Source organism: Agathobacter rectalis ATCC 33656 (genome assembly GCF_000020605.1).
Classification (GTDB): domain Bacteria; phylum Bacillota; class Clostridia; order Lachnospirales; family Lachnospiraceae; genus Roseburia; species Roseburia rectalis.
In genome coordinates this window covers 2792223-2817732 of sequence record NC_012781.1, presented here as the reverse complement: position 1 = coordinate 2817732, position 25510 = coordinate 2792223, and the positions used below count along the sequence as shown (strand labels likewise).

Genomic DNA, 25510 nt, shown 5'->3' with positions numbered 1-25510 from the left:
CAGATATAAGAACTGAATAATTGCCTGATAGAAAGGAATGTGCATAAATATGGCGAAAATAGGAATTGTTATATGTAACTATAATAAACAAAATGATGTTATTGACTGTATACAGTCAGTTCTTGAATCAAAATATGAGGATTATCACATCTATGTTGTGGATAACGCATCGACAGACGAGTCGGTGAGGTTGATAAGAGAGTGTTACGGAAGCTGCGACAGGCTCACACTTATCGAAAACAGTGAAAATCTTGGAGGCTCTGGTGGCTTTAATACAGGGCTTCGCGTGGCGATGGCTGAGGGACACATGTATCTGATGTGCGTAGACAATGACGCACTGCTTGACGAAAACTGTATAGGAACACTTTCGGATTTCCTTGATTCACATGAGAAGGCAGGCATAGCGGCTGCAAAGATTTATCATACCGGGCAGGAAAATTATGTGCAGCAGTATGGCTCGTTCATAGATTATGATAATTACAGCGTGGACTCGACGTATCTAAATCATATAGAGGATGGTTCAATGCCTGATGTGGTATATTCTGATGCAGTCCCGGCATGCGCGCTCATGATAAGACGTACAGTTGTAGAACAGATTGGCGTCATGCCTGAGGAGAATTTCCTCTATTGGGATGACACCGAGTGGTGTGTCAGGTGCAGGGAGGCAGGCTACGAGGTTGCATCTGTAGGTGCAGCAGCGGCAAGTCATGCGATGGGGGCAAAAAAGGAGGATATTAATACATTTCCAACCTACTATGCATGGCGGAACTGGATCAAGTTCTTTTTAGACCATATTGATGAGGAAAGACTTTCAGATATGGCAGAGACATTTCTTGGCTCGATATTTGAGATAAACTACACAGATCTATATCGCGGGGAAGAAAACCGCTCAAAAACAGTTATGGCGGCATTAGATGATGCACTTCACAAAGTTATGGGAAAAGCGAAGGAGGACAGGATATTTAATCTGGAATTGACTTATGACGGGCTTGAGAGGGCGATAGGCGATAAGTCGGATATAGCTATAATGGCAGGTGAATTTCCGTTATATGCAGATGCACTTAAAGAAAAAATAAAAGTCATGTGGCCTGATAAAAGGGTTTACATTGTTGGTTTGCAGGATATTGACGAAGCATATGGTACAGCACATTTTCAACCGGATGCCACAATCACCATCTGTGAGAGTATTTTCAGGCAGGATGACCTCAGCCTTTCCACATATGTGATGGACCTGGATGGAAATGTACTGGTCGATGAGGATGACGTGCTCATGGTCATAAACTATAACTTCAGCCGCAGAAGTTTTATCTTTTCTATGAAGCCACTTTTTATGAGGCTTTCAAGGCAAAATTACGGATTTTAAAAAAATAGTAAAAAACATTGAAAAATATACAATTAGGCAATAAAATATAAACATAGTTTAACGATTTGGAGGACGAAAAAATGAAGAAATATGCATACGGAGTAGATATAGGTGGAACAACTGTAAAGATAGGCTTTTTCGAGACCACAGGAAAGCTTGTCGATACATGGGAGATTCCTACACGCACAGAGAATTCAGGCGAGCTCATCCTGCCTGATATCGCAGCATCCATCAAGGAGAATAACGAGAAGCATGGCATAGAGATGGGTGACATCGAGGGCGTAGGCATGGGAGTGCCGGGACCTATAAAGGATGACGGAACAGTATTGAAGTGTGTCAACCTCGGCTGGGGCGTGTTCAACGTGGCACAGTCACTCTCAGTACTGTGCGGCGGCATCAAGGTAAAGGCCGGAAACGATGCCAACGTAGCTGCACTCGGTGAGATGTGGCAGGGTGGCGGAAAGGGTCATCAGGATGTAGTCATGATCACACTCGGCACAGGCGTAGGCGGAGGAATCATCCGCGAGGGCAGAATCGTAGCCGGAGTAAACGGAGCAGGCGGAGAGATAGGACATATGCCTATGGTAGATGATGAGTCAGAGTGCTGTGGCTGCGGCAAGAAGGGCTGCTTAGAGCAGTATGCATCAGCAAACGGTCTTGTAAGAGTGGCAGAGAGATACATTGCAGCACACAGGGATGTGGCAACAAAGCTTGATTTAAATGCAGGCTTCACAGCCAAGGATGTATGCGATGCGGCAAAGGCAGGAGATGCAGCGGGCATTGCAGCAGTAGAGCAGTCTATGAAGCTTCTCGGCAAGGCAATGGCAGCAGTAGCATGCGTCATGGACCCTGAGGTATTTGTTGTAGGCGGAGGCCTCTCAAAGGCAGGAAGCATCATCATCGATACAGCAGCAAAGTACTATAAAGAGTATGCTTTCCATGCAAGCCGTGAGACAGAGATCAAGCTCGCCACACTCGGCAACTCAGCCGGCATGTATGGCGGAGTAAAGATGGTTATCGGCTAACAACATAAGATTGCAATTTTTAAAGAAATAAAATATAATGGCTACTAAAGATACACTACAATCGAGGTGAGACTATTGGCAGATTACTCAACAGAAGAATTAGAAAAAATAGCGGACAAATTTCGCTCAGATACCAGCGGTATAAGGGGAACAAAGGATTTTACGAGCCCGGAGGAGCTTTACGATGAGCTGAAAAAGGAAATCAAAAAGTACCATCCGTCGGATGATACGAGCCTTGTGGACAAAGCCTACAGGGTAGCTTATGATGCTCATAAGGGTCAGGCACGTAAGTCAGGAGAGCCTTATATCATACATCCGCTTTGTGTTGCCATAATACTCGCCGAGCTCGAGCTGGATAAGGAAACAATTGCAGCAGGTCTGCTCCATGATGTGCTGGAGGACACTATCATGACCATGGATGAGATGCGTGCAGAATTTGGAGACGATGTCGCACATCTGGTGGATGGTGTCACGAAGTTAAAGCACCTGCATCTGACAGACAGCACCAAGGATCCGAAGGATAAGAATGCGGACAGGCTTGAGATGCAGGCTGAGAATCTGCGCAAGATGTTTCTCGCCATGGCAAAGGATATCAGGGTCATCCTCATAAAGCTGGCAGACAGACTGCACAATATGCGTACACTCAAGTACCAGTCCAAGGAGGCACAGCAGCGTATCGCCAGAGAGACACAGGATATCTACTGCCCTATCGCACAGCGACTTGGTATCAGCAAGATAAAGATAGAGCTCGAGGACCTTTGTATGAAGTACCTCTATCCGGATGCCTACTACGATCTGGTAGAGAAAGTAGCCCTCAGAAAGACAGAACGTGACACCTACATCCAGGGCCTGGTAAACGATGTCAAGAAGTATGTTTCGGATGCCGGCATCAAGGCTGAGATATACGGCAGGGCAAAGCATTTCTTCAGTATATATAAGAAGATGGTCAATCAGGACAAGACTATAGACCAGATATATGATCTATTTGCCATCAGGATTCTGGTGGATACAATACCGGACTGCTACGCAGTGCTTGGTATCATACATGAGAAGTATAAGCCTATACCGGGTCGTTTCAAGGACTATATCGCCATGCCGAAGCAGAACATGTACCAGTCGCTTCACACGACACTCATAGGCCCGAGCGGACAGCCGTTTGAGATACAGATTCGTACCTACGAGATGCATCGTACTGCTGAGTACGGTATCGCAGCGCACTGGAAGTACAAGGAAACAAACAACGGCAATGCCACTACCACCACTGTCACAGAGGAGGAGAAGCTCAGCTGGCTGCGCCAGATACTCGAGTGGCAGCAGGATATGTCGGATAATAAGGAGTTTATGACTTTATTAAAGAGTGATTTAAATTTATTCTCCGACAATGTATTTGCATTCACTCCATCCGGCGATGTAAAGAACCTGCCAAAGGGCTCCACACCTATAGACTTTGCCTACAGCATACATTCTGCGGTCGGCAACAAGATGGTCGGTGCCAAGGTAAACGGCAAGCTGGTGCCGATAGACTATGTCATCAAAAACGGTGACCAGATAGAGATAATCACCTCACAGAACTCCAAGGGACCAAGCCGTGACTGGCTCAAGGTCGTAAAGAGCACACAGGCTAAGAACAAGATCAACCAGTGGTTCAGAAGTGAGCTCAAGGAGGAGAATATACAGCACGGCAAGGATCTGATAGCAGCCTATGCCAAGGCAAAGGGCATCAACTTTGCTGAGATAAACAAGCCTGAGTATCAGGAGAAAATACGCCGCAAATACGGTTTCCACGACTGGAACTCATGCCTTGCAACCGTCGGCCACGGCGGACTCAAGGAGAGCCAGATAGTCAACAGGATGTACGATGAGTACAAGAAGGATCATGTGGTGCCGGTGACAGATGCAGATGTGCTTGGCAGCATCGCAGAAAAGCAGCAGGCGGCAGCAGGCACACAGCCCGAGCACAAGTCAAAGAGCGGTATTGTGGTACACGGACTCTATGACGTGGCTGTGCACTTCTCGAAGTGCTGCAATCCTGTTCCGGGAGATGAAATCGTGGGCTTTGTCACAAGAGGCCGAGGCATCTCCATCCACAGGACAGACTGCGTGAATATCATCAATCTGTCCAAGATAGAAAAGGACAGGCTCATAGAAGCAGAGTGGCAGGATACAGCCCTCATGGACAACGGTGCCGAGTATCAGGCAGACTTAAAGATATTCTGTCATGACAGGCCGGGACTGCTCGTAGATATCACAAAGATATTTACCGAGAAGGAAATCAATATCAGTGGTATACAGTCCAAGACCAGCAAGCAGGGTATCGCTACAATCGAGGTATTTTTTAATATCAAAGGCAGGGACCAGATAAAGGTTCTCGTGGAGAAGCTCAGACAGATAGAAAGTGTAATAGACGTAGAGAGGACCACCGGCTAAATCCCGGTGGTTCTTGCGTGAAGCATAACATATAACAGACAAGGAGTACACTCATATGGTAAATATGAAGATAGACCACTTCGTAGTGGGACCGGTGCAGACCAACTGCTATTTTGTCACCAATATAAAGACAAAGGAAATGATAATAATAGACCCGGGCGCGTGTGCTAATCAGCTCGCCAAAAAGGTGGACGAGTCAGGCGCAAAGCCTGTAGCAATACTGCTCACACACGGACACTTTGACCATGCCACTGATGCAAAGCCGCTCGCAGACCGCTACGGCATCAAGATATATATCCATGAGGCAGACAAAGCCACACTCGATGACCCGCAGCTCAATGTCAGCTACATGATGGGCCAGTCAAAGACCTTTTATGCAGATGTATTTTTGAAGGATAAGCAGGAGCTTGACATCGCAGGCTTTCACATAGTAGTGCTTCACACACCGGGGCATACACCGGGTGGCTGCTGCTATTATTTCCCGTATGAGGACGTAATCTTTACAGGCGATTCGCTGTTTTGCGGCTCAATCGGACGTACGGATTTCAAGGGAGGCAGCATGTCAGACCTTGTGCGCACGGTGAAGGAAAAAATCATGACACTGCCTGAGCATACAGAGGTGTACCCGGGCCACAACGACACAACAACCATAGAAAACGAGAGGATGTATAACCCTTACTTATGATAGTAGTAGTATTTAATAAACCGGATTTTGAATATGATGTGCACTCACTGCTCAAGGAGTTCTTCCCTCAGGAGGATGTGCAGATGTACTATAGCTGCCCACCGGATGAGGTGGAGGGGAAAAACTTAGCCTGCACACACCACGAGATGACAGATGATGGCGTAAAGGAATTTGCGGATGCCTCACAGGTATTTAAGATAGACTATGTGGGCGATGAAATTGCAGTGGAGTGGACGCTGAATAGAGCCGGCGGAAATAATTCCATGACAGGTGAGATGCAGCAAACCGACGAAAGTGACATTAAAACAGCCGGAGAAAGTATCTGCACAAAAATATCCGTAGACAGCGCAGAACGCAAGGAGACCAAAAACCGCCTCAAGCTCGCCCTGTATTCCATGATAGAAAAGGGCACAGGAAAGAGCCTTCCGTGGGGCACACTCTCAGGCATCAGACCGACCAAGATAGCCATGAAGTGCATAGAGGACGGCATGAGCGATAAGGAAACCTACGACTATCTGAAGGAAACCTACCTCGCAAGCGATGAGAAAATCGACCTCTCAATAGGCATAGCAAAGCGTGAGAAGGCACTGCTCGACAAGGTGGACTATGACAACGGCTACAGCCTGTACATAGGCATACCATTCTGCCCGAGCACCTGTGCATACTGCTCGTTTACCTCATACCCGCTGGGTGTGTGGAAAAACCGCGTAGACGATTACCTCGATGCACTCGAGAAGGAGATAGACTACACAGCACAGAAGTTCTACCACAAAAAGCTAAACTCCATCTACATAGGAGGCGGTACACCGACCACACTAAGCCCTGCACAGCTTGACAGGCTTATCAGAAAAATCAAATGCAGCTTTGATTTAAAGGACTGCCTGGAATTTACCGTGGAGGCAGGCAGACCGGACTCCATCACGAGAGAAAAACTCCTGGCACTAAAGAAAAACGGCATCAGCCGTATATCAGTCAATCCGCAGACCATGAAGCAGCAGACGCTTGATATAATAGGAAGACACCACACAGTAGACGATACGATACAAAGCTTCAAGCTCGCGCGTGAGCTGGGCTTTGACAACATAAATATGGACCTCATCATAGGCCTTCCCGAGGAAACACTCGATGATGTAAGGCACACAATGGAGCTGGTGAAGGATATGGCACCTGACAACGTCACTATCCACTCACTCGCAGTAAAGCGAGCTGCACGACTCACCATCTTCAAGGACCGCTACAGCGATATGCAGATGGTCAACACTCAGGAGCATATGGATCTCTGCGCAGCCTACTGTAAGCAGATGGGGCTTGAGCCATACTACCTCTACAGGCAGAAGGGCATGGCAGGCAATATGGAAAACGTGGGCTATGCGGCAAAGGGCAAGGCCGGCGTATACAACATACTGATCATGGAGGAAAAACAGACTATTGTAGCCTGCGGAGCTGGAGCAAGCACCAAGCGTGTCTGGCCCGTACCGAATCCGGATGGCACACACCGCATCGACAGATGCGAGAATGTCAAGGATGTAGGGCAGTATATCACAAGGATTGATGAGATGATAGAGAGAAAGCAGAGGCTGTTTGACTAAAAGTTGATGGTAAAAATTAATGGAAAATCAAAAATTAGATACAATTATATTCCGGAAAACGGCATTATCAAAGGATGAGTTGAATCGTATATATAAATATAGAAACAATAAGATTATACAATGGGTTTTCCTATTAGCGGTAGTCTTATTGCTGTTAGTAATAATGATATTTTATTTGACAAAAGAGTTTATGAATAGTCTTTCTATAGATATAATTTGGGATATGTTATTTGTAGTATTATTTATATATATAGCCATACTTTGTATGAAAAATATCAGAAAATTGAGAAATATTAAAATTGATTCGCTTAGTGTACGAAGAGCCGTAATTACAGAAAAGCAGTCGGTGAAAAGCAAGGATTTAATCAATAGGTCAAGAAATAGATTTGTGGCTGCAAAAATTGATGATACTATAAGGGTTATTGTTCTGTAATGTGATTAATCTTAACTTTGAACTATAACTAAGAAAAGCAAGCAATATTCATACACGGTGAAAGAGCTCTCTTGAAGCGAATTTTTATGCAATTTTACCACTTCACCGCATTAAAATTTAATGTTTTTTTTATAAAATATGCAAAATATGACAAAAAGTACTGGACAAAATGTCCTATACGAGGTAAAATGCATATATGCAATCAAGCAGCACATTTGAAGGTTGTGCAGATAGTATTGGGTATATTTTACGAATTGGGGGGATTTTTCATGAGAATATATCAGGCTAAGGATTATGCAGATATGAGCAGAAAGGCTGCAAATATCGTATCGGCACAGGTGATTATGAAGCCTAATTGTGTATTGGGACTGGCTACAGGCTCTACACCTATCGGCTTGTATAAGCAGCTCGTTGAGTGGTTCAAGAAGGGGGATTTGGACTTCTCAGAGGTTATGACGGTGAACCTTGATGAGTACAAGGGATTAAGCCGTGAGAATGACCAGAGCTACTATTATTTTATGCATCAGAATTTGTTTGATCATGTGAATATTCCAGTTGAGAATACTCACCTGCCAAACGGCATGGAGCCGGATTCACAGAAGGAGTGCAAGCGCTACACAGAGCTGATTCAGTCTCTTGGCGGTGTTGATTTACAGCTTCTTGGTATCGGGCACAATGGTCATATCGGTTTTAATGAGCCGGGCGAGTCTTTTGACAAGCAGGTACACTGTGTGAATCTTACAGAGTCTACTATTGAAGCTAATAAGCGCTTCTTTGCATCGGCTGATGATGTTCCGAAGCAGGCTTATACAATGGGCATCAAGACCATCATGCAGGCTAAGAAGATTCTTATTGTTGCAAGTGGTGAGGATAAGGCAGAGATTGTGCACAAGGCTTTCTTTGGACCGATTACACCACAGGTGCCGGCTTCTGTATTGCAGCTGCACAATGATGTTACGCTTGTAGCGGATGAGGCTGCACTGAGTTATTTGTAGATGTTTTTTAGTTGAGAAGGTACATGTATATGATAATAAAAAATGCAAGGGTATTTACAGAGGATGGCAGCTTTATGCAAGGCGATGTTGTCGTTAAGGATGGCCGTTTTGACAGTGTTTTGGAGAGAACAGCTGACACGGACGCGGCTAATGACAGCGAATCGCAGGAGATTATAGATGCATCAGGTCTTATCATGATACCGGGTCTTGTGGATATTCATTTTCATGGATGCAAGGGAGCTGATATGTGTGACGGTACCACAGAGGCACTTGATGTGATTACAGCATACGAGGCTTCTGTCGGAGTGACGAGCGTGTGTCCAGCTACTATGACCATTCAAAGGGATGAGCTTTTGAGTGTCATGAAAAATGCCGGTGATTATAATTATCATGGTGGTGCACATCTTGTAGGTATCAATATGGAGGGACCTTTTATCAGTCCTTCTAAAAAGGGCGCACAGGCGGCAGAGAATATCATGCGATGTGATTATGATTATTTCTGTGAGCTTCAGGATGCGGCCCATGGCTTGATAAAGCTTGTAGATATCGCTCCGGAGGAGCCGGGCGCGATTGATTTTATAGACAGGGTAAGAGGAAGTGTTGTGGTTTCAATAGCACACACAGCGGCTGATTATGACACCGCAGTAGAGGCTATTGAGCATGGTGCAAGCCATGCTACACATTTGTATAATGCGATGCCACCGCTTCATCACAGGAATCCGGGAGTTATCGGGGCTGTGAGAGATTCAAAAAAGTGTCATGCAGAGCTCATTTGTGACGGTGTGCATATTCATCCGTCGGTTATCAGGGCGACATTTGCCATGTTTGGGGCTGAGCGCATGATTTTAATAAGTGACAGCATGAGAGCCACAGGGCTTGAGGATGGCGAGTATACACTCGGTGGACAGGCAGTGACAGTCAGAGGTCCGCTTGCCACACTCCATGATGGGACAATTGCCGGTTCGGCAACCAATCTGATGGATTGTATGCGTTTCACAGTAAGGCAGGCAGGTATTCCGCTTGAGGAGGCAATTATGTGTGCTACAGCCAATCCGGCTAAGGAGATTGGCATCTATGATGAAGCAGGCAGCATTTCTGCAGGAAAGAGAGCAGATTTTGTGCTTCTCAATGATGATTTGGATATTGTGAGTGTGTATATCGACGGAAAGGAGATATCATGTTAGGTTTTTTCAAGAATAAGTCAAAGGGAAAGGTGATCTGTTCTCCGTGCAACGGTAGAGTGGTTCCTATTACAGAGGTTCCGGATCCTACTTTTTCTGAGAAGATATTGGGAGACGGCGTGGCCGTGATTCCTTCTGAGGGCAGGTTTTACGCTCCGGCGGATGGTGAGGTGACAGCTGTATTTGATACGCTGCATGCTTTTACCATGACGACCACTCAGGGAGTCGAGCTGCTTTTGCACATTGGTCTGGATACAGTGATACTAAAGGGTGCTCCTTTTACATCGCATATTTCTGTTGGTGATCAGGTGAAGAAGGGCGACCTTTTGATGGAGGCTGACCTGGAGCAGATTAAGGCAGCAGATCTTAATGTCATTACTCCGGTCTTAATTGGCAACACTGCTGATTATAGTGAGATAAAGATGCTCAAAGAGGGGGATGTATCCGCCGGTGAAGAGATTTTAAGTCTCGCGTAGATTTGAATATAATTATATAATAATAACGAACTTTATTGGAGTATCTCCAGTTTAGTATACATAATGTAAAGGAGGGGAAATTTATGAAATTTCTTCAAAAACTGGGTAAAGCTTTAATGCTTCCCGTAGCAGTACTTCCTATCTGTGGTATCCTCATGGGTATTGGATATTTTTTATGTCCTGCAACCATGCAGGGTGGTGACATCGAGGGAGTGCGTAATTTAATAGGTCTGTTTTTAGTTAAAGCAGGGGGCGCTTTGATTGACAACATGGCCATCCTTTTTGTAATCGGCGTTGGTGTCGGTATGTCGGAAAAGAACGACGGTACCGGCGGTATTGCAGCTTTAGCTTCATGGCTGATGATGACAACACTCCTGTCTACAGGCTTTGTTACCACAATCATGCCATCTATCGCTGACAGCGCTACAAAGACACTTGCATTCGACAAGATTGAAAACCCATTTATCGGTATCTTAGCCGGTATTATTGGTGCTTTGTGTTACAACAGATTTAAGGATACAAAGCTTCCTGACTGGCTGTCATTCTTCAGTGGCAAGCGTTGCGTAGCAATTATCGCAGGTGTTGTTTCAATCCTTGCATCTGTAGTATTACTGTTTGTATGGCCATTACTTTTCGGTGCTCTTGTATCTATCGGTAAAGCAATCGTTGGTCTTGATGTAGTCGGCGCAGGTATCTATGCATTCCTGAACCGTCTGTTAATCCCTACAGGATTACACCACGCATTAAACAATGTATTCTGGTTCGATACTATCGGACTTGGAGACCTCAAACATTTCTGGGCAGGCGAGACATCAAAGGATGTTTCATGGAGCCTCGGAATGTACATGTCAGGTTTCTTCCCATGTATGATGTTTGGTATTCCTGGTGCTGCACTTGCCATGGTTAAGTGTGCAAAGACTGCTAAGAAAAAGGCTGCCATCGGTATCCTTGCTTCTGCAGCTATCTGTGCATTCATCTGTGGTGTTACAGAGCCTTTCGAGTTTGCATTTATGTTCCTTGCTCCTGTTCTCTATGTGATTTATGCTTTACTTTATGGTATTTTCACAATGATTACAGTAGCTCTTGGATTTAGAGCAGGCTTCTCATTCTCAGCCGGTGCGATGGATTTATTATTCTCATCTTCACTTCCGGCTGCAGCAAAGACATGGCTCATCATTCCTCTTGGAATCGCAGCTTTTATCGTATTCTACATTGTATTCTATTTCGCTATCAAGAAATGGGATCTTAAGACCCCTGGTAGAGAGGACGATGATGTCGAGGCAGAGAAGAAGGCAGTGCTTTCTAACAATGACTACACAGCAGTAGCAAAGACTATTCTTGAGGGATGCGGTGGCAAAGAAAATATTGCAAGCATTGACAACTGCATCACAAGACTCAGACTTGAGGTTAAGGATATCACTCAGGTTGATGACAAGAAGATTAAATCTGCAGGTGTTGCAGGCGTTATGAAGCCTGGCAAGAATTCTGTTCAGGTTATTATCGGAACCAAGGTTCAGTTTGTTGCGGATGAGTTTTCTAAGCTTTGCGAGTAGATTTGGTCTGCAATATAGCAGTGTTGATTCACATTAGGTGATTCACATAATTTCATAATACATGATTAAAAGCCACACCGGGTGTTATGCCTGGGGTGGCTTTTTTGAGTTCGGGCCGTAAGCCCCGCCCGGTCGTGGTGCACACGGACTCTCGTTTTCGCTACGCTGCGCTGTTAAGATACTGTACGGATTATGCTTTTGGGTTTTCAATGCTCGACGAAACCGGCTTTTATGCGCCGTCCGTGGCGCATAACGCCTTCCCCAGCCGTCCATGGCTGCGGATTTCTGTGCTTCATGGGCATAATCCTACAGTATCTAAACAGCTTCGCTATGCGCTCTCACGAGAGTCCGTGTGCACCACGCCGGGCGGGGCTTACGGCCCTTACGCTGTGGTGGAATCCACCTAAGAGCGTCGCTGGTCATACTGTTAGGTGTGAACAGTAACTTCAAAAATATTTGTGGAAACTTTAAAAGTGCTATTGCATAAAAGTTTTCATTATGGCATAATATTACAGAATTGCGGCGGACGTCTGCGGACTATGCCTAAGAGAGTTGGATGCGTCTGGCTTCTTTTTTATTTTTTAGAAAATATACATATAGGTTTTGATTGTGTGTATATTTTCTAAAAAGAAGTTCAAGAGTTGTTAGTATCATCGAGCAATCTTAAATGATAGTTTAATAAGCTGGTATTTATAAGGATTCGAGTATTTGCTCGAAACCTTTTTTTAGTTTACGCGACATAGGCGCGTACTATCGGGGAAAGTCGCTAACATACCCCAATAGTGTGAAATGCATAGCTTTACAGCAAGGGTTGAAAAACAAACAAATGTTTGCTATAATAAATAAAGTGAGGAAATAAAAGTATATTAGGTTTAGTAATTTAAGTATTTATTTAATTTATTGTAATTAGGGAAAATCCAATATCAATCGATTGATAGAAAGAGTGATTTTATATGAACATATGGCTAAAGTTAAGGAAAACAGCTGCAATTACACTATGTGAATTACTTGCAATTGCTACAATTTTTACAGGCTGTGCCTCCGCTGATTTATCCGGCACTGAAGGTGCCGGGCATGCCGCAGGAGCTGTAGTGGCAGGTGAGGATTCTTCCGGTGCTTTAGGCAGCAAGGATAACGCGGATGGGCCACAGGAGGATCTTGTAAACAACAATTCCTACGTTTCCATCGATGCTATTCCGGCATATGATGGCAAGGCATATGTGGCTGTCAACAATAATGAGCCTTTTTTTACGGACAGCGATATGACTACCACTGCTTTTGAAAATTACAGTGATTTGGATTCACTTGGCAGATGCGGTGTGGCTTATGCCAATATCTGCAGAGATATCATGCCGACTGAGGAGCGTGGCAAGATAGGCATGATAAAGCCATCAGGCTGGCATACGGTGAAGTATGATGTGATAAAGGACAGGTATTTATATAATCGCTGTCATCTTATTGGCTATCAGCTTGCCGGCGAGAATGCCAATCCGAAGAATCTTATTACCGGTACGAGATACCTGAATGTGGAGGGCATGCTGCCGTTTGAGAATCTGGTAGCGGATTATGTAAACAATACAGGAAATCATGTGCTTTACAGAGTGACTCCGATGTTCTCGGGCAGCAATCTAGTTGCAAACGGCGTTCTCATAGAGGCAAAGTCGGTTGAGGATAACGGTGGCGGCATACTTTTTAATGTATATTGCTATAATGTGCAGCCCGGAGTCGGAATAAACTATGAGAATGGTGACAGCTGGCTGGATGGCACCACTCCGCAGAAGCAGAGCGCTCAGACGGATACACCGCAGAATGAAGGTTCGCAGAGCAGCGCTGGAAGCGGGGCAGGAGAATCCGGCTCTTCAGGCAGTACAACAGGAAGTGCATCATCAGGTTCAGACAGCTCAGCAGCAGAAAATAGCGCTGCAGATTCCTCAAACAGCGAGACTATGGTTCATATCACAGCAACCGGCAAGAAATATCACCGTGCGGGCTGTCGGACCTTGAAAAAGAGTGACACAGAGGTAACGCTTGATGAAGCAAAATCCATGGGCTTGTCACCGTGCGGCATCTGCAATCCGCCACAGTAGATGTGCATTAGCATTTGCAATCCGCCACAGTAGATGTGCATTAGCATTTGTAATTCACCGCAGTAGATGTGCATTAGCATTTGCAATCCACCTCAGTAGAAGCACATTAACATCTGAAATTTTCCACAGTAGACGAACATTAGCATTTGTAACCTTTCACAGCAGATGTACGTTATTTCAGCAGTGCACAAGGTTTATTGAAGTAACTTGAAAGTAACCCGGTATATGAAAATACTGTCACAGAGTAAGGGCTGCAAGTCACGGCACCGTTAGGGCATACGCATATGCATTTGATTGAGCGAATAGCGAAGCCGCTTAGATACTGTAGGATTATGCACATGAAGCACAGAAATGACTTGCCATGGAGGGCAAGTCAAGGAGAACCGCGCCACGGAGGGCGCGTTTCGACGGTTTCGTCAAGCATAGAAGCGCAAAAAGCATAATCCGTACAGTATCTTAGCGGCAAAGCGTAGCGAAAGCAAAGCATATGCGTGTGCCCTAGCGGTGCCGTGGCTTACAGTCCGTCCTGTAGTACATCCTATAGCACATACAGCAAAATCCCCTGTAACCCTTGACGATTGCAAAACCGAAAAGTATAATAGAATAGCTAATGAATTCAATATTTTAATATAGATGGAGGAAACCAAATGGCACTGAGCAAAAAGCCGGTCAACGGCATGAAGGATATACTACCTGCAGAGATGGAAATCCGTGATTATGTGACAAGCGTGATCAAGGATACATATAGAAGCTTCGGATTTACACCGATAGAGACACCATGCATGGAGAATATAGCAAATCTCACAAGCAAGCAGGGCGGAGAAAATGAGAAGCTGATCTTCAAGGTAATGAAGAGAGGCGAGAAGCTGAATCTGGAGACAGCAAAGGAAGAGTCGGATGTAGTAGACTTTGGAATGCGCTATGACCTTACAGTGCCACTTTCAAGATATTATTCAAACAATGCCAACAACCTGCCATCGCCGTTTAAGGCACTTCAGATGGGCAGTGTGTGGAGAGCAGACAGACCTCAGAGAGGCCGCTACAGACAGTTTACACAGTGTGATATAGATATACTCGGAGAGCCAAGCAATCTGGCAGAGATAGAGCTGATTACAGCAACCACTACCACAATCGGAAGACTCGGTTTCGAGAACTTTGAGATAAGAATCAACGAGAGAAGAATCCTAAAGGCAATGGCTGCTTACAGTGGTTTCGCTGAGGAGGACTACGACAGCGTATTTATCACACTCGATAAGATGGACAAGATAGGAGTGGAAGGTGTTGCAAGTGAGCTTGCACAGGATGGCTACCCACAGGAAAATATAGACAAATATCTTGATCTGTTCAAGCTTTTGGAGCAGACAAGGGATGTCACTGAGGGTGTAAATATACTTTCAGAAAAGCTCGGTGAATATTTAGACGAAGAAGTGGTTACAAATATGACAGAGATAGCTACTGCTGTTAATGCCACAAAGGGAGCAAAGTTTGAGCTCGTATTTGACCCTACACTTGTTCGTGGAATGAGCTACTACACAGGAACTATTTTTGAGATATCAATGCCTGAGCTTGGCGCAGCCTGTGGCGGTGGCGGACGATATGACAAGATGATTGGAAAGTTCACCGGAAATGATGTACCGGCCTGTGGTTTTTCAATCGGTTTTGAGAGAATTATCCTGCTTCTCATGGAGAGTGGCTTCAAGATTCCTGAGAGTCCAAAGAAGGTGGCTTATCTGGTTGAGAAGAAATATCCGGCAGACAAGCTTGTTGATGTCATGAACCAGGCAAAAGACGCAAGAGCAAACGGACAGCAGGTGCTTGTTGTGCGCATGAACAAGAACAAGAAATTCCAGAAGGAGCAGCTTATGAAAGAGGGCTACGAGGAGTTTGTTGAGTTCTTTAACAGATAGGAATCTGATAAGCAGCAGTTTAGCTGTGTAGCAGTGGTACCAAACAGTTATTAGAATAAATATATAGTAGAAATATAAGGAGTATAAAATGGCAGAATCAATGCAGGGCTTACATAGAAGCCATAGATGTACAGAGGTATCAAATGCCAATATCGGTGAGAAGGTCACCGTCATGGGCTGGGTACAGAAGAGAAGAAATTTAGGAAGTCTCATTTTCGTAGATTTAAGAGACAGAAGCGGAATACTTCAGATAGTATTCGGTGAGGAAAATGTAGGTGCAGAGGGCTTTGAAAAGGCAGGCACCTTAAGAAGTGAGTTCGTCATCGCAGTTGAGGGAACTGTTCAGAAGAGAACAGCTGCTGTCAATGAGAGCTTAAAGACAGGTGATATCGAGGTTATCGCTACATCAATCAGAGTGCTTTCAGAGGCACAGACACCTCCATTCCATATTGAGGAGAATTCAAAGACCAGCGAGGACATCAGACTTAAATACCGTTATCTGGATCTTCGCCGTCCTGATATCCAGAGAAATCTCATGCTCAGAAGCAATGTGCTTCGCGTGATGCGTGACTTTATGGCAAACGAGGGATTTTTGGAGATAGAGACACCAATCCTTTGCAAGTCTACACCGGAGGGCGCCAGAGACTATCTCGTGCCAAGCCGTATACACCACGGACATTTTTATGCACTTCCTCAGTCACCACAGCTCTTTAAGCAGCTTCTGATGGCTTCAGGTTATGACAGATATTTCCAGATTGCACGATGCTTCCGTGACGAGGATCTGCGTGCAGACAGACAGCCTGAGTTTACACAGGCCGATATGGAGCTTTCATTTGTAGATATCGATGATGTAATCGAGGTAAATGAGAGACTGTTAAAGCACCTTTTTAAAGAGGTCATAAATGTGGATGTTGAGATTCCGTTTAAGCGTATGCCTTGGCAGGAGGCTATGGACAGATTTGGTTCTGACAAGCCTGATACACGCTTTGGTATGGAGCTTTGCGATGTTTCGGAAGTGGTAAAGGACTGTGGCTTTGGAGTATTCACAGGAGCTCTTGAAAACGGTGGCTCTGTCCGTGGTATCAATGTAGAGGGACAGGCAAAGATGCCTCGTAAGAAGATTGACAAGCTTGTAGAGCATGCAAAGGGCTGTGGAGCAAAGGGACTTGCTTATCTGTGCATCAATGAGGATGGCACATACAAGTCATCATTTGCCAAGTTTATGACAGAAGCTGAGCTTGATGCACTTGTTGCAAAGATGAACGGAAAGCCGGGAGATTTACTCCTTTTCGCAGCAGACAAGAATAAAATCGTATGGAATGTACTTGGAGCGCTTCGTCTCATGCTCGGAGCTGAGCTTGGACTGATTGATGAGAACAAGTACAATTTCCTCTGGGTAACTGAGTTCCCACTCCTTGAGTGGTCTGATGAGGAAAACAGATTTATGGCAATGCATCATCCATTCACCATGCCTATGGAGGAGGATTGGGACAAGATAGACTCAGATCCGGGCGCAGTTCGTGCAAAGGCATATGATATCGTACTCAATGGTACAGAGCTCGGTGGAGGCTCAGTGCGTATCCATCAGGATGACATCCAGGAGAAGATGTTTGAGGTGCTTGGTTTCACAAAGGAGCGTGCACATGAGCAGTTTGGATTCCTGCTTGATGCATTCTCATATGGTGTACCGCCACATGCAGGACTTGCCTTCGGTGTTGACCGTATCTGCATGCATATGCTGCATACAGACAATATCAAGGAGGTTATTGCATTCCCTAAGGTAAAGGACGCTTCGGACCTCATGTCAGAGGCACCCGGAACTGTAGATCCAAAGCAGCTTGAGGAGCTTGGAATAGCTGTAGCTGCAGAGGAAGATGAGGAATAACACTATAATATGAATTTGAAAAAAAATATTTTCAATGCGATTACCATAATACTGCTCGCCGCACTTATTGCGGGGGCAGTATTGCTTAATAACAGGATAAAAAAGCTCGAGACACAGATGTCATACACCTCAGACAACACATCGGTGATACTTTCTGATGTGCAGACCATGCAGGATGATATCAAGTCCACTCTTGAGGAGGAGGCCAGCCTCATAACAGACTGGGATATTTCCTTAAAAAGTGCAGATTTTACCGATATGACATACACAGTCTCTGTCTCGGTGGTGCCAAAGGAGTACACAGAGGATACAAAAACCAGTGTATTTTTCGGTACAAACGAGATACCGCTCGAGCTAAACGGCATCAAGTATACGGGTGAGGCCACACTTCCGCTGTCTGAGGACTATGCGGGCAATGTGACATTTCTGTTTGTTGACGGAAATAAGAGAAGCACAGAGGTGCTCGATGAGTTTGAAGGTGTGACATCAGTGTTCAAAAATGTAGCATCAGGCATACTTGCCGATAAACCAACCTTTGACAATGGCAGCATAAAGCTTGGCACAGATGTAGATGTAGCGGTCATGGGAAATGATTACTTTGACTTTAACAGTGTGCAGCTCGTGGTTGCAAGCTCAGATACAGAGCTAAAGACATACGATATCCGACAGCTGTTGGCAGAAAACGGCACAGACAGTGCAGACTCTGCAGACATAGACTCCATCACATCCGCCTTAAGTCGGAAGGATGATGCCAAAAAAGATGGCTCAAAGAATGACACGGAAAATGATACCTCTGATGCCTCAAAAGAGGACGACGGTAAGCTCCATAGCCTCGAAGGCACAGTCAAAATCGAAGACTTAATCCCTGTCACAGCTGCAAGCAATATCAAAATATATGTCAAAGCAGTATCGGCACAGGGCTACACCTTCACATATGACCTGTTCGATGGTACCGTAAATCAGGACATCACGGACTTTGAAACCATAGCCGACATATCCGGCGGCGACTACACAGTAGCCGACCCGGCTGGCAGCAAATACGAGCCATAAAAATGTGATATAAGTGTAATTATTTAAAATCGGTTTTTCTTGTGTTTTCAAGGCGGCTCAGAATATTTATAAACAGTCTATAACTATTTAATAAAGCTCATTTCGCATAAGTGAAATGAGCTTTAAATTTAAAAAGCAAAAAGTGCCGGACAAAATTTCACGCCAGTGAAATAAGTCCGGCACTGCCAAAATGCAAGGCAGCAAAGCGCCTCGCTCGTAAACCTGAATTAGCCGGAGAGCATACAGTGTGTTCCGAAGAAAAATGTGAACTGCCGCGGAGTTCCATAAAGTAAAAAAGAAAGAAAACATAAATAAAATCGTAACCTGTCCGGATAAAGAACCGCGGCTGACTTCACATTTTTCTGAGGAATATACTGTGTGCTATGCCGGCAACCTCACAACCTAAAAAGCGAGGCGCCCACCACCACCAATCATTTGATGAGCTGCGCCTCACCCTTCTTTTTTGCTGAGCGGCAGCGTAAATATAAACTCAGTTCCCACACCCTCAGTACTTATCACATTTATATTCTCACCATGCGCCTGCACGATTTCTTTAACTATAGACAGGCCAAGTCCCGTACCGCGCTTATCCTTTCCGCGGGATAAATCACTCTTGTAGAAGCGCTCCCAGATCTTTGAAAGGCTGTCCTTTGGTATACCGATACCGTGATCCTTTACTGATATAAACACCTTTTCATTTCTGATACTCGTCTCAATCTTGATACTCGAATCATTATTTGAAAACTTCACAGCGTTGTCTATCAGGTTGTAAAGAATCTGCTGGATTTTGACCATATCACCGCGCACGAAAAGCTCTTTTCCGGTGAGCAGCAGGTCAAAGCTTAAGCCCTTTTCACTGCATTTACCCTCGAAGGTGAGGATTGTCGTGCGGATCATTGTATTGATGTCAAAATCAGCAATATCCAGGTGTATGCCGTGATGACCGAACTGGTTCAGATCAATAAGACTCTTGGTGAGCTTATTAAGCCTCTCGGTTTCAAAAAGTATGATATTTAAATACTTATCCTGCATCTCAACAGGGATGGTTCCGTCCAGCATGGCCTCCACGTAGCCCTTTATCGAGGTAAGAGGGGAGCGGAAGTCGTGTGACACGTTGGAAACAAACTTGCGCTGATCCTCCTCAAGCGTATCAAGCTCAGTTGCCATGTAGTTTAGTGTGTTTGCCAGATAGCCGATTTCGTCATTGGAATGTACATCAATCTGGGCAGTGAAATCACCCTTTGCATACTTCTTTGCGGTCTTTGTGATTTTGGAGATAGGACGGTAAATGGAGCGGCTCATCATGAAAAGCAGAACAAATGCAAAGGCAAAAATGAGCGCTACAGTGTAAAAGGAGATATTCATAAAACCGTTTACACCTGCCGTGATATGGCTCATTGTCTTGTGAATGACTATGTAGCCGATATTCTGGTACGAGACATTTACCGGGGAAAATACGGACAGCATCTTATGCTTGAAGGAGCCATAAAAATCTCCAATCATATAGTTGTTGCTGCCAAAATCGGTGACATCAAAGCCATTTATCACTACAGGCTTAGAACTGTCATTTTGGATATCAATGCCTATTGACGGATCATCTGAGTCCATGAGCAGCTCACCGTCAGGGCTGACCACCCATACCTTGGCATCCATATAGTCGGCTACGATTTTCATGTGATTCTGGAAATCGCTAAGCGACATGGATGAGTCAAAGTATTCGGCGGCGTAATCACCTGCAATGATGGAGGCTTCCCTGTAGAGATTGGATGCCTCCTGCTTTTCAATATAGTCTGTGGTGAGATGCTGTGTAAATGTGCATATAATGAAAAAAGCGATGACACCGTAAATCAGGTAGCTGATTAACAGCTTAGTGTAGATGGTATGTTTCATTATTTATTTTACCTCAAACTTGTATCCGATGCCCCAGACAGTTGCGATGCGCCAGGTTGGCTTGTCCTTGATTTTCTCGCGGAGACGCTTTACATGCACATCGACAGTGCGGGTGTCGCCGACATATTCATAGCCCCATATGTTGTCCAGAAGCTGCTCCCTTGTAAACACCTGATTTGGAGATGAGGCAAGAAAATATAAAAGCTCAAGCTCCTTTGGCGGCATATCAATCTGCTGTCCGTCATAAGTGACAGAGTAGTTGGACAGATTTACAATAAGCCCCGGGTACTCCACACACTTGATATCTACGGAAGCATAGGCCTCCGGCTTTGCAGGCTGGAAGCGTCTGAGCACGGCCTTGACTCTTGCCACAAGCTCCTTTGAGTCAAAGGGCTTGAGTATATAGTCGTCGGCGCCAAGCTCCAGGCCTAAAACCTTGTCAAATACCTCGCCCTTTGCGGAGAGCATGATAATCGGCACATCGGACTTTGCACGTATCTCACGGCATACCTGATAGCCGTCTATGCCCGGAAGCATGAGGTCCAAAAGAAGCATGTTTGGCTTGTAGTGCTCAAATGCGATAAGCGCCTGCTCACCGTCATTTACGATTTTGGTGTCATAGCATTCCTTGGTCAGATATAGAGATATAAGCTCTGCTATATTGTTGTCGTCGTCTACTATCAGTATTTTCTGTTTAACAGCCATTTCTAATCTCCTTCTTAAAAATTATTTATATTCCGTAAAAGTAAATTGTCGTTATTTAAAGGTTGCGATGGTTACTCCGGCATCGCCCTCACCAAACTCACCGAGATGGTATTCCGCAATAGTTTTTGTCCTCTTAAGGAGTCCATGCACAGCCTTTCGCAGAGCACCGGTGCCTTTTCCGTGGACAATGCGCACTGATGAAAGATGAGCGATATATGCGTCGTCTAAGTATTTATCTAAGAGAGCAAGCGCCTCATCCGTAGTCTTTCCTATCAGGTTGATTTCGGATGAAACTGACAGCGATTTGCTCATCTTTATCTTGCTTCCGCTGCCGCCGTACTTCTTGGCAGGAGAGACATCGTCGTTTAAGAGCACGAGGTCATTAATATTAACCAGCGAGCGCAGTATACCCATCTGCACATACAAATCGCCCTTGGCGTTTGGCAGAGTGTGGACAGTTCCCTTCAGATTGAGGGAGAGCACAAGCACAGAATCACCGATGCGCAGCTTCTTAGGCGCCTTGTGATTTGCCTTGGCAGTGTTTTTCTTGATGTCTGACAGCTTCTTTTCCTTGTCATTCATCTTGTCACGAAGGGCAGAGCGCTCCTTTTCCATCTGGCTCATAGGAGCCTGTCCCTGTCCGTATTTGTTGAAATTGCGGATGGTTTTGTCGGCAAGTTCCTTTGCATCCTGCAGTATCTTGTAGGCTTCCTCATTTGCCTCGCGTAAAATCTTGTCTTTGCTCTTGTCTATACGCTCGTTTTTCTCTTCGAGCTGTTTCTTGAGCTTTTCAATCTCGGCCTTGTAGCTGTTGATTTCAAGCTGTTCCTTTTCGATGGTTTGTCGCTGTGACTCGAGGCTTGCAATCAGATCTTCAAAATCAAGGTCGTTATCATTAATTCTGCTTTTTGCATCCTCGATGATGTTTTCGTCCAGACCAAGCTTTGATGAGATTGCAAATGCGTTACTCTTTCCAGGAATACCGATTAACAGGCGGTAGGTAGGGCTTAAAGTCTCCACATTGAACTCACAGCAGGCATTTTCCACACCGTCTGTGGAAAGCGCATATACCTTCAGCTCACTGTAGTGTGTGGTGGCCATGGTGATGGCACCATACTGGTGCAGTCTGTTTAAAATTGAGATGGCAAGTGCCGCACCCTCTGTCGGGTCGGTTCCCGAGCAGAGCTCATCGAACAGGCAAAGGCTTCTGTCATCGGCTTTTTCAAGAATTTTTACGATATTGGTCATGTGAGACGAGAAGGTACTGAGACTTTGTTCAATACTCTGCTCATCGCCTATATCCGCAAAGACATCTTCAAAGATGGCGAGCTTTGACCTGTCAGCCGCAGGAATGTGAAGACCTGCCTGACCCATGAGAGTCAAAAGTCCGACAGTCTTTAGTGAAACCGTCTTACCACCGGTATTTGGTCCGGTGATGATGAGCTGCTTATAGTCCTCGCCGAGCCGTACATCTATAGGGACCACCTTTTTAGCATCCAAAAGCGGATGACGGCCCTTTCTGATATTGATATGCCCATCGGTGTTGAAATCCGGTGCCACACCGTTATATGATTTAGCCAGATTTGCCTTTGCAAAAATGAAGTCAAGCTCTGAAAGAATCTCATAGTCCTGCTCCAAGGCAGCCGCATTCATGGCAACCTTGTCGCTGAGCGCTGCAAGGATTTTTTCAATCTCCTCCTGCTCCTTTATGAAAAGCTCCTTGAGCTCATTATTCAAATTGACGACAGCCATCGGCTCGATAAAAAGGGTAGAGCCGGTAGATGACTGGTCGTGCATCATGCCGGGTACATTGCCCTTTGCCTCAGCCTTTACAGGCAGACAATATCTGCCGTCACGCATGGTCACAACCGCATCCTGCAGATATGTCCTCGTTGTGCTGTTGTTCATGAGCTTGGTGAGCTGCGCATGGATTCTGTCGTTCATGCCGCGTATGCTCTTTCTTATCTTAAAAAGCTCAGGACTCGCATCATCGGCAATCTCTTCCTCAGATAAAATGCACCTCTTAATCTCATCGCAGAGCGCAGAAACCGGTTCAATCCCTGCAAACAGACCGGAGAGAGAATCCTGCTTCTCATTGTCCATGGCGCTTCTGCCATAAGCCTTCACGCGCTTTGCAACCTCCAAAAGACTGCAGATGCGAAGAAGCTCGGTCGTATTCAGTGCACCACCGATATCAAGCCTCTTTAGAGAAGCATGTACATTGTGTATGCCAACGAAGGACACTCCGCTGTCCTTGTACAGGCGGCTTAGTGCATCGGCAGTGGTGGTCTGCAGATGTCTGATTTCGTATAAATCGGTGATAGGCTCAAGCGAAAGACACCGCTTCTTTGTCTCATCACATGCTGCGTAGCTGCTTAGCATGGTGAGGATTTTGTTATATTCCAATGTTTTGTAAACTTTTTTATTCATTTCTATATCCTTATATTTCGGTAGTTGAATATTAAATTCATATTTACTGTATAGCTTATCATATTATAGCTGAAAATCTTCAAAAAAACCATAATAAATATGTATTAAATGATAATTACAAGATGATAACATAAAGTTTAATACATAACAAACCAGTTTGTTAAACGAGCCAAAAAGTAAGGGCTTGCGACATGTACCCGCCGGACTGCTGCACTGCTCCCAACGGCGCGAATAGCGCAGTGGCTTAGATACTGTAGGATTATGCTCATAACACAGAAATGCCACGGCATGGATGCCGTGGCAAGGAGCTATCGAGCCATGGAAGGCGAGTAGCGACGGTTTCGTCATGTATAGAAAAAGTAAATGCATAATCCATACAGAATCTTAGTCACGCAGCGTAGCACCGTTGGGAGCAGTGCAGCAGTCCGGCGGGTACATGCCACAAGAGCGTACTCAAAGGCGTACTCAAAAAATATGGTTGCAACGCAATATAATTCAGAATATAATGTAAGATAGTAACTAAAGACATCTAATCAGGGTGACAATATGGAGCAATTTATCAGAGAAAAGATAAAGGATAAACCGCTGAATAAAAAAAGACTTGCAAAAAAAGCTGGCACAGCAGCACTCTGCGGAGTGGCATTTGCAGTGGCTGCAAGCATTGTTTTTGCTATATTTCTGCCGGTTATCAACAGACAATCAAAAAAAGCTTCAGATGGAAAAAATAATAATGATGTGCAGACAGCCACACAGCAGCCGGGCATAGATGACAGCAGTGATGCATATAGTGAAAATGGTACACAAAGCACAGAGTCCGGCACTTCTTCGGAGTCGTCTTCGCAGACCTATCAGCCTACACTCGCAGATTATCAGGCAGTGCAGAACCAGCTCTACAGAGTGGGCACTTCGGCCACGAAATTTGTAGTAGGAGTCACGGGTGTGACAGATGCCACTGATATTTTCAATAATTCCTATGAGACCGAGGGTCAGGGAGTGGGAGTGATACTGAGGGACAATGGAAAGCAGCTAATCATTCTGACAGAGAAAAATGTAGTGGATAAGGCGGATAAGCTTAGTGTAACCTTTGTAAACGACATGATGGCTGATGCTGCGCTGGTCAAGTATGACAGCAATACAGGTATAGCAATCATTTCCGTGGATAAGTCGCTTCTGGACGACGCCACAATAAGGGCTATAGCGGTTGCGGAGCTTGGTAATTCAAATATTGTTTCAAGAGGAGCATCTGTCATTGCACTTGAGGCAAACTATGCCATTCTCACAGGTCTTGTAACGTCAACAACCAACGAGCTGTCGGCGCAGGACAACAATTACTCGGTGCTCACCACAGATATCGCAAGCAACAAGTTACAGAGCGGTATACTGATTAATACAGATGGTCAGGTCATAGGGCTTTCGCTGCAGGATTTCAATCCGGCGGAGGAAAACAATACGCTCACGGCTGTCAGCATAAGCGACCTGTCACCTGTCATTGAAAAGATCGAGAGCGGCGCGGATGTGCCGTACATAGGCATCACCTGTACTACAGTTACAGAAAAAATAGCAAACAGATATAACATCCCAAAGGGTGTTTATATAAAGCAGGTTACCATGGATTCACCGGCATTTGTTTCTGGGCTTCAAAGCGGAGATGTGATAGTTGCGGTAAACAATACAGAGGTGTCGAATGTGTCCGCGTACAACACACAGCTTATGAAGCAAAAGCCTGAGGATACCTGCAATCTGAAAGTAAAGAGAAAAGGAAGCAACGGCTACACGGAGATTACCTGTCAGGTGAAAATCGGAGTGATGAATTAGCCGAAATTAGGAGG

General features: G+C 45.1%; 17 protein-coding genes. 14 read left to right on the top strand and 3 right to left on the bottom strand.

Annotation, left to right across the window (positions count from 1 at the left end; all coding sequences use genetic code 11):
- The first annotated feature begins 49 nt into the window (after positions 1-49).
- The 13 genes from EUBREC_RS13185 (at position 50) to EUBREC_RS13120 (ending at position 18656) form a co-directional block, all read left to right on the top strand.
- Entirely contained in the window at positions 50-1363 is a 1314-nt protein-coding gene (locus EUBREC_RS13185; protein ID WP_012743689.1) for a glycosyltransferase family 2 protein, read from the top strand.
- A gap of 80 nt (positions 1364-1443) precedes the next feature.
- The gene (locus EUBREC_RS13180; protein WP_012743688.1) at positions 1444-2388 is read left to right on the top strand and encodes an ROK family glucokinase; all 945 of its coding nucleotides are present in this window, start codon (positions 1444-1446) and stop codon (positions 2386-2388) included.
- A gap of 75 nt (positions 2389-2463) precedes the next feature.
- Entirely contained in the window at positions 2464-4815 is a 2352-nt protein-coding gene (locus EUBREC_RS13175) for a RelA/SpoT family protein (RefSeq protein ID WP_041254225.1), read from the top strand.
- Positions 4816-4870: 55 nt separating this feature from the next.
- Positions 4871-5500 carry an MBL fold metallo-hydrolase gene (locus tag EUBREC_RS13170; RefSeq protein WP_012743686.1) on the top strand — a complete coding sequence of 210 codons (630 nt, stop codon included), beginning with the start codon at positions 4871-4873 and terminating at the stop codon, positions 5498-5500.
- The gene (gene hemZ / locus EUBREC_RS13165) at positions 5497-7089 is read left to right on the top strand and encodes a coproporphyrinogen dehydrogenase HemZ (RefSeq protein ID WP_012743685.1); all 1593 of its coding nucleotides are present in this window, start codon (positions 5497-5499) and stop codon (positions 7087-7089) included. Before EUBREC_RS13170 ends, hemZ begins: the two co-directional genes overlap by 4 nt.
- Positions 7090-7791: 702 nt before the next feature.
- Complete coding sequence (gene nagB / locus EUBREC_RS13155) at positions 7792-8517, top strand: glucosamine-6-phosphate deaminase (protein ID WP_041254667.1); 726 nt, start codon at positions 7792-7794, stop codon at positions 8515-8517.
- Positions 8518-8546: 29 nt separating this feature from the next.
- Positions 8547-9701, top strand: a complete 1155-nt coding sequence (gene nagA, locus EUBREC_RS13150; protein WP_041254224.1) for an N-acetylglucosamine-6-phosphate deacetylase — start codon at positions 8547-8549, stop codon at positions 9699-9701.
- Positions 9695-10174 carry a PTS sugar transporter subunit IIA gene (locus tag EUBREC_RS13145; protein WP_012743681.1) on the top strand — a complete coding sequence of 160 codons (480 nt, stop codon included), beginning with the start codon at positions 9695-9697 and terminating at the stop codon, positions 10172-10174. The genes nagA and EUBREC_RS13145 overlap by 7 nt, the downstream gene beginning before the upstream one ends.
- Before the next feature lie 83 nt (positions 10175-10257).
- Positions 10258-11727 (top strand): PTS transporter subunit EIIC, encoded by a 1470-nt coding sequence (locus EUBREC_RS13140; protein ID WP_041254222.1) that lies wholly within the window; start codon positions 10258-10260, stop codon positions 11725-11727.
- A 953-nt stretch (positions 11728-12680) separates the two neighbouring features.
- Entirely contained in the window at positions 12681-13814 is a 1134-nt protein-coding gene (locus tag EUBREC_RS13135) for a DNA/RNA non-specific endonuclease (RefSeq protein ID WP_012743678.1), read from the top strand.
- Between the two features lie 647 nt (positions 13815-14461).
- Positions 14462-15721: a histidine--tRNA ligase gene (gene hisS, locus EUBREC_RS13130; protein ID WP_012743677.1), complete on the top strand. Its 1260-nt coding sequence runs from the start codon at positions 14462-14464 to the stop codon at positions 15719-15721.
- 88 nt (positions 15722-15809) lie between these two features.
- A complete protein-coding gene (aspS, locus tag EUBREC_RS13125) occupies positions 15810-17606 on the top strand; it encodes an aspartate--tRNA ligase (protein ID WP_012743676.1) in 1797 nt (598 codons plus the stop codon).
- A gap of 9 nt (positions 17607-17615) precedes the next feature.
- Positions 17616-18656, top strand: a complete 1041-nt coding sequence (locus EUBREC_RS13120; RefSeq protein WP_012743675.1) for a hypothetical protein — start codon at positions 17616-17618, stop codon at positions 18654-18656.
- Between the two features lie 450 nt (positions 18657-19106).
- Here the strand turns inward: EUBREC_RS13120 and EUBREC_RS13115 are convergent, their stop codons facing one another.
- From EUBREC_RS13115 to EUBREC_RS13105, 3 genes are read right to left on the bottom strand one after another with little or no spacing between them, the layout of a single operon-like run.
- Entirely contained in the window at positions 19107-20546 is a 1440-nt protein-coding gene (locus EUBREC_RS13115; RefSeq protein WP_012743673.1) for a HAMP domain-containing sensor histidine kinase, read from the bottom strand.
- Positions 20547-20549: 3 nt separating this feature from the next.
- Positions 20550-21251, bottom strand: a complete 702-nt coding sequence (locus tag EUBREC_RS13110; protein ID WP_012743672.1) for a response regulator transcription factor — start codon at positions 21249-21251, stop codon at positions 20550-20552.
- A 51-nt stretch (positions 21252-21302) separates the two neighbouring features.
- The gene (locus EUBREC_RS13105) at positions 21303-23681 is read right to left on the bottom strand and encodes an endonuclease MutS2 (RefSeq protein WP_012743671.1); all 2379 of its coding nucleotides are present in this window, start codon (positions 23679-23681) and stop codon (positions 21303-21305) included.
- 546 nt (positions 23682-24227) lie between these two features.
- Between EUBREC_RS13105 and EUBREC_RS13100 the strand changes: the two genes are divergently transcribed.
- The gene (locus EUBREC_RS13100) at positions 24228-25496 is read left to right on the top strand and encodes a S1C family serine protease (protein ID WP_012743670.1); all 1269 of its coding nucleotides are present in this window, start codon (positions 24228-24230) and stop codon (positions 25494-25496) included.
- Positions 25497-25510 lie beyond the last annotated feature (14 nt).

Bases quoted from the DNA above. Each gene is read 5' to 3' on its own strand.
- EUBREC_RS13185 (WP_012743689.1), top strand. From the start codon at position 50: ATGGCGAAAATAGGAATTGTTATATGTAACTATAATAAACAAAATGAT.
- EUBREC_RS13180 (WP_012743688.1), top strand. From the start codon at position 1,444: ATGAAGAAATATGCATACGGAGTAGATATAGGTGGAACAACTGTAAAG.
- EUBREC_RS13170 (WP_012743686.1), top strand. From the start codon at position 4,871: ATGGTAAATATGAAGATAGACCACTTCGTAGTGGGACCGGTGCAGACC.
- hemZ (WP_012743685.1), top strand. From the start codon at position 5,497: ATGATAGTAGTAGTATTTAATAAACCGGATTTTGAATATGATGTGCAC.
- nagB (WP_041254667.1), top strand. From the start codon at position 7,792: ATGAGAATATATCAGGCTAAGGATTATGCAGATATGAGCAGAAAGGCT.
- nagA (WP_041254224.1), top strand. From the start codon at position 8,547: ATGATAATAAAAAATGCAAGGGTATTTACAGAGGATGGCAGCTTTATG.
- EUBREC_RS13145 (WP_012743681.1), top strand. From the start codon at position 9,695: ATGTTAGGTTTTTTCAAGAATAAGTCAAAGGGAAAGGTGATCTGTTCT.
- EUBREC_RS13140 (WP_041254222.1), top strand. From the start codon at position 10,258: ATGAAATTTCTTCAAAAACTGGGTAAAGCTTTAATGCTTCCCGTAGCA.
- EUBREC_RS13135 (WP_012743678.1), top strand. From the start codon at position 12,681: ATGAACATATGGCTAAAGTTAAGGAAAACAGCTGCAATTACACTATGT.
- hisS (WP_012743677.1), top strand. From the start codon at position 14,462: ATGGCACTGAGCAAAAAGCCGGTCAACGGCATGAAGGATATACTACCT.
- aspS (WP_012743676.1), top strand. From the start codon at position 15,810: ATGGCAGAATCAATGCAGGGCTTACATAGAAGCCATAGATGTACAGAG.
- EUBREC_RS13120 (WP_012743675.1), top strand. From the start codon at position 17,616: ATGAATTTGAAAAAAAATATTTTCAATGCGATTACCATAATACTGCTC.
- EUBREC_RS13115 (WP_012743673.1), bottom strand. From the start codon at position 20,546: ATGAAACATACCATCTACACTAAGCTGTTAATCAGCTACCTGATTTAC.
- EUBREC_RS13110 (WP_012743672.1), bottom strand. From the start codon at position 21,251: ATGGCTGTTAAACAGAAAATACTGATAGTAGACGACGACAACAATATA.
- EUBREC_RS13105 (WP_012743671.1), bottom strand. From the start codon at position 23,681: ATGAATAAAAAAGTTTACAAAACATTGGAATATAACAAAATCCTCACC.
- EUBREC_RS13100 (WP_012743670.1), top strand. From the start codon at position 24,228: ATGGAGCAATTTATCAGAGAAAAGATAAAGGATAAACCGCTGAATAAA.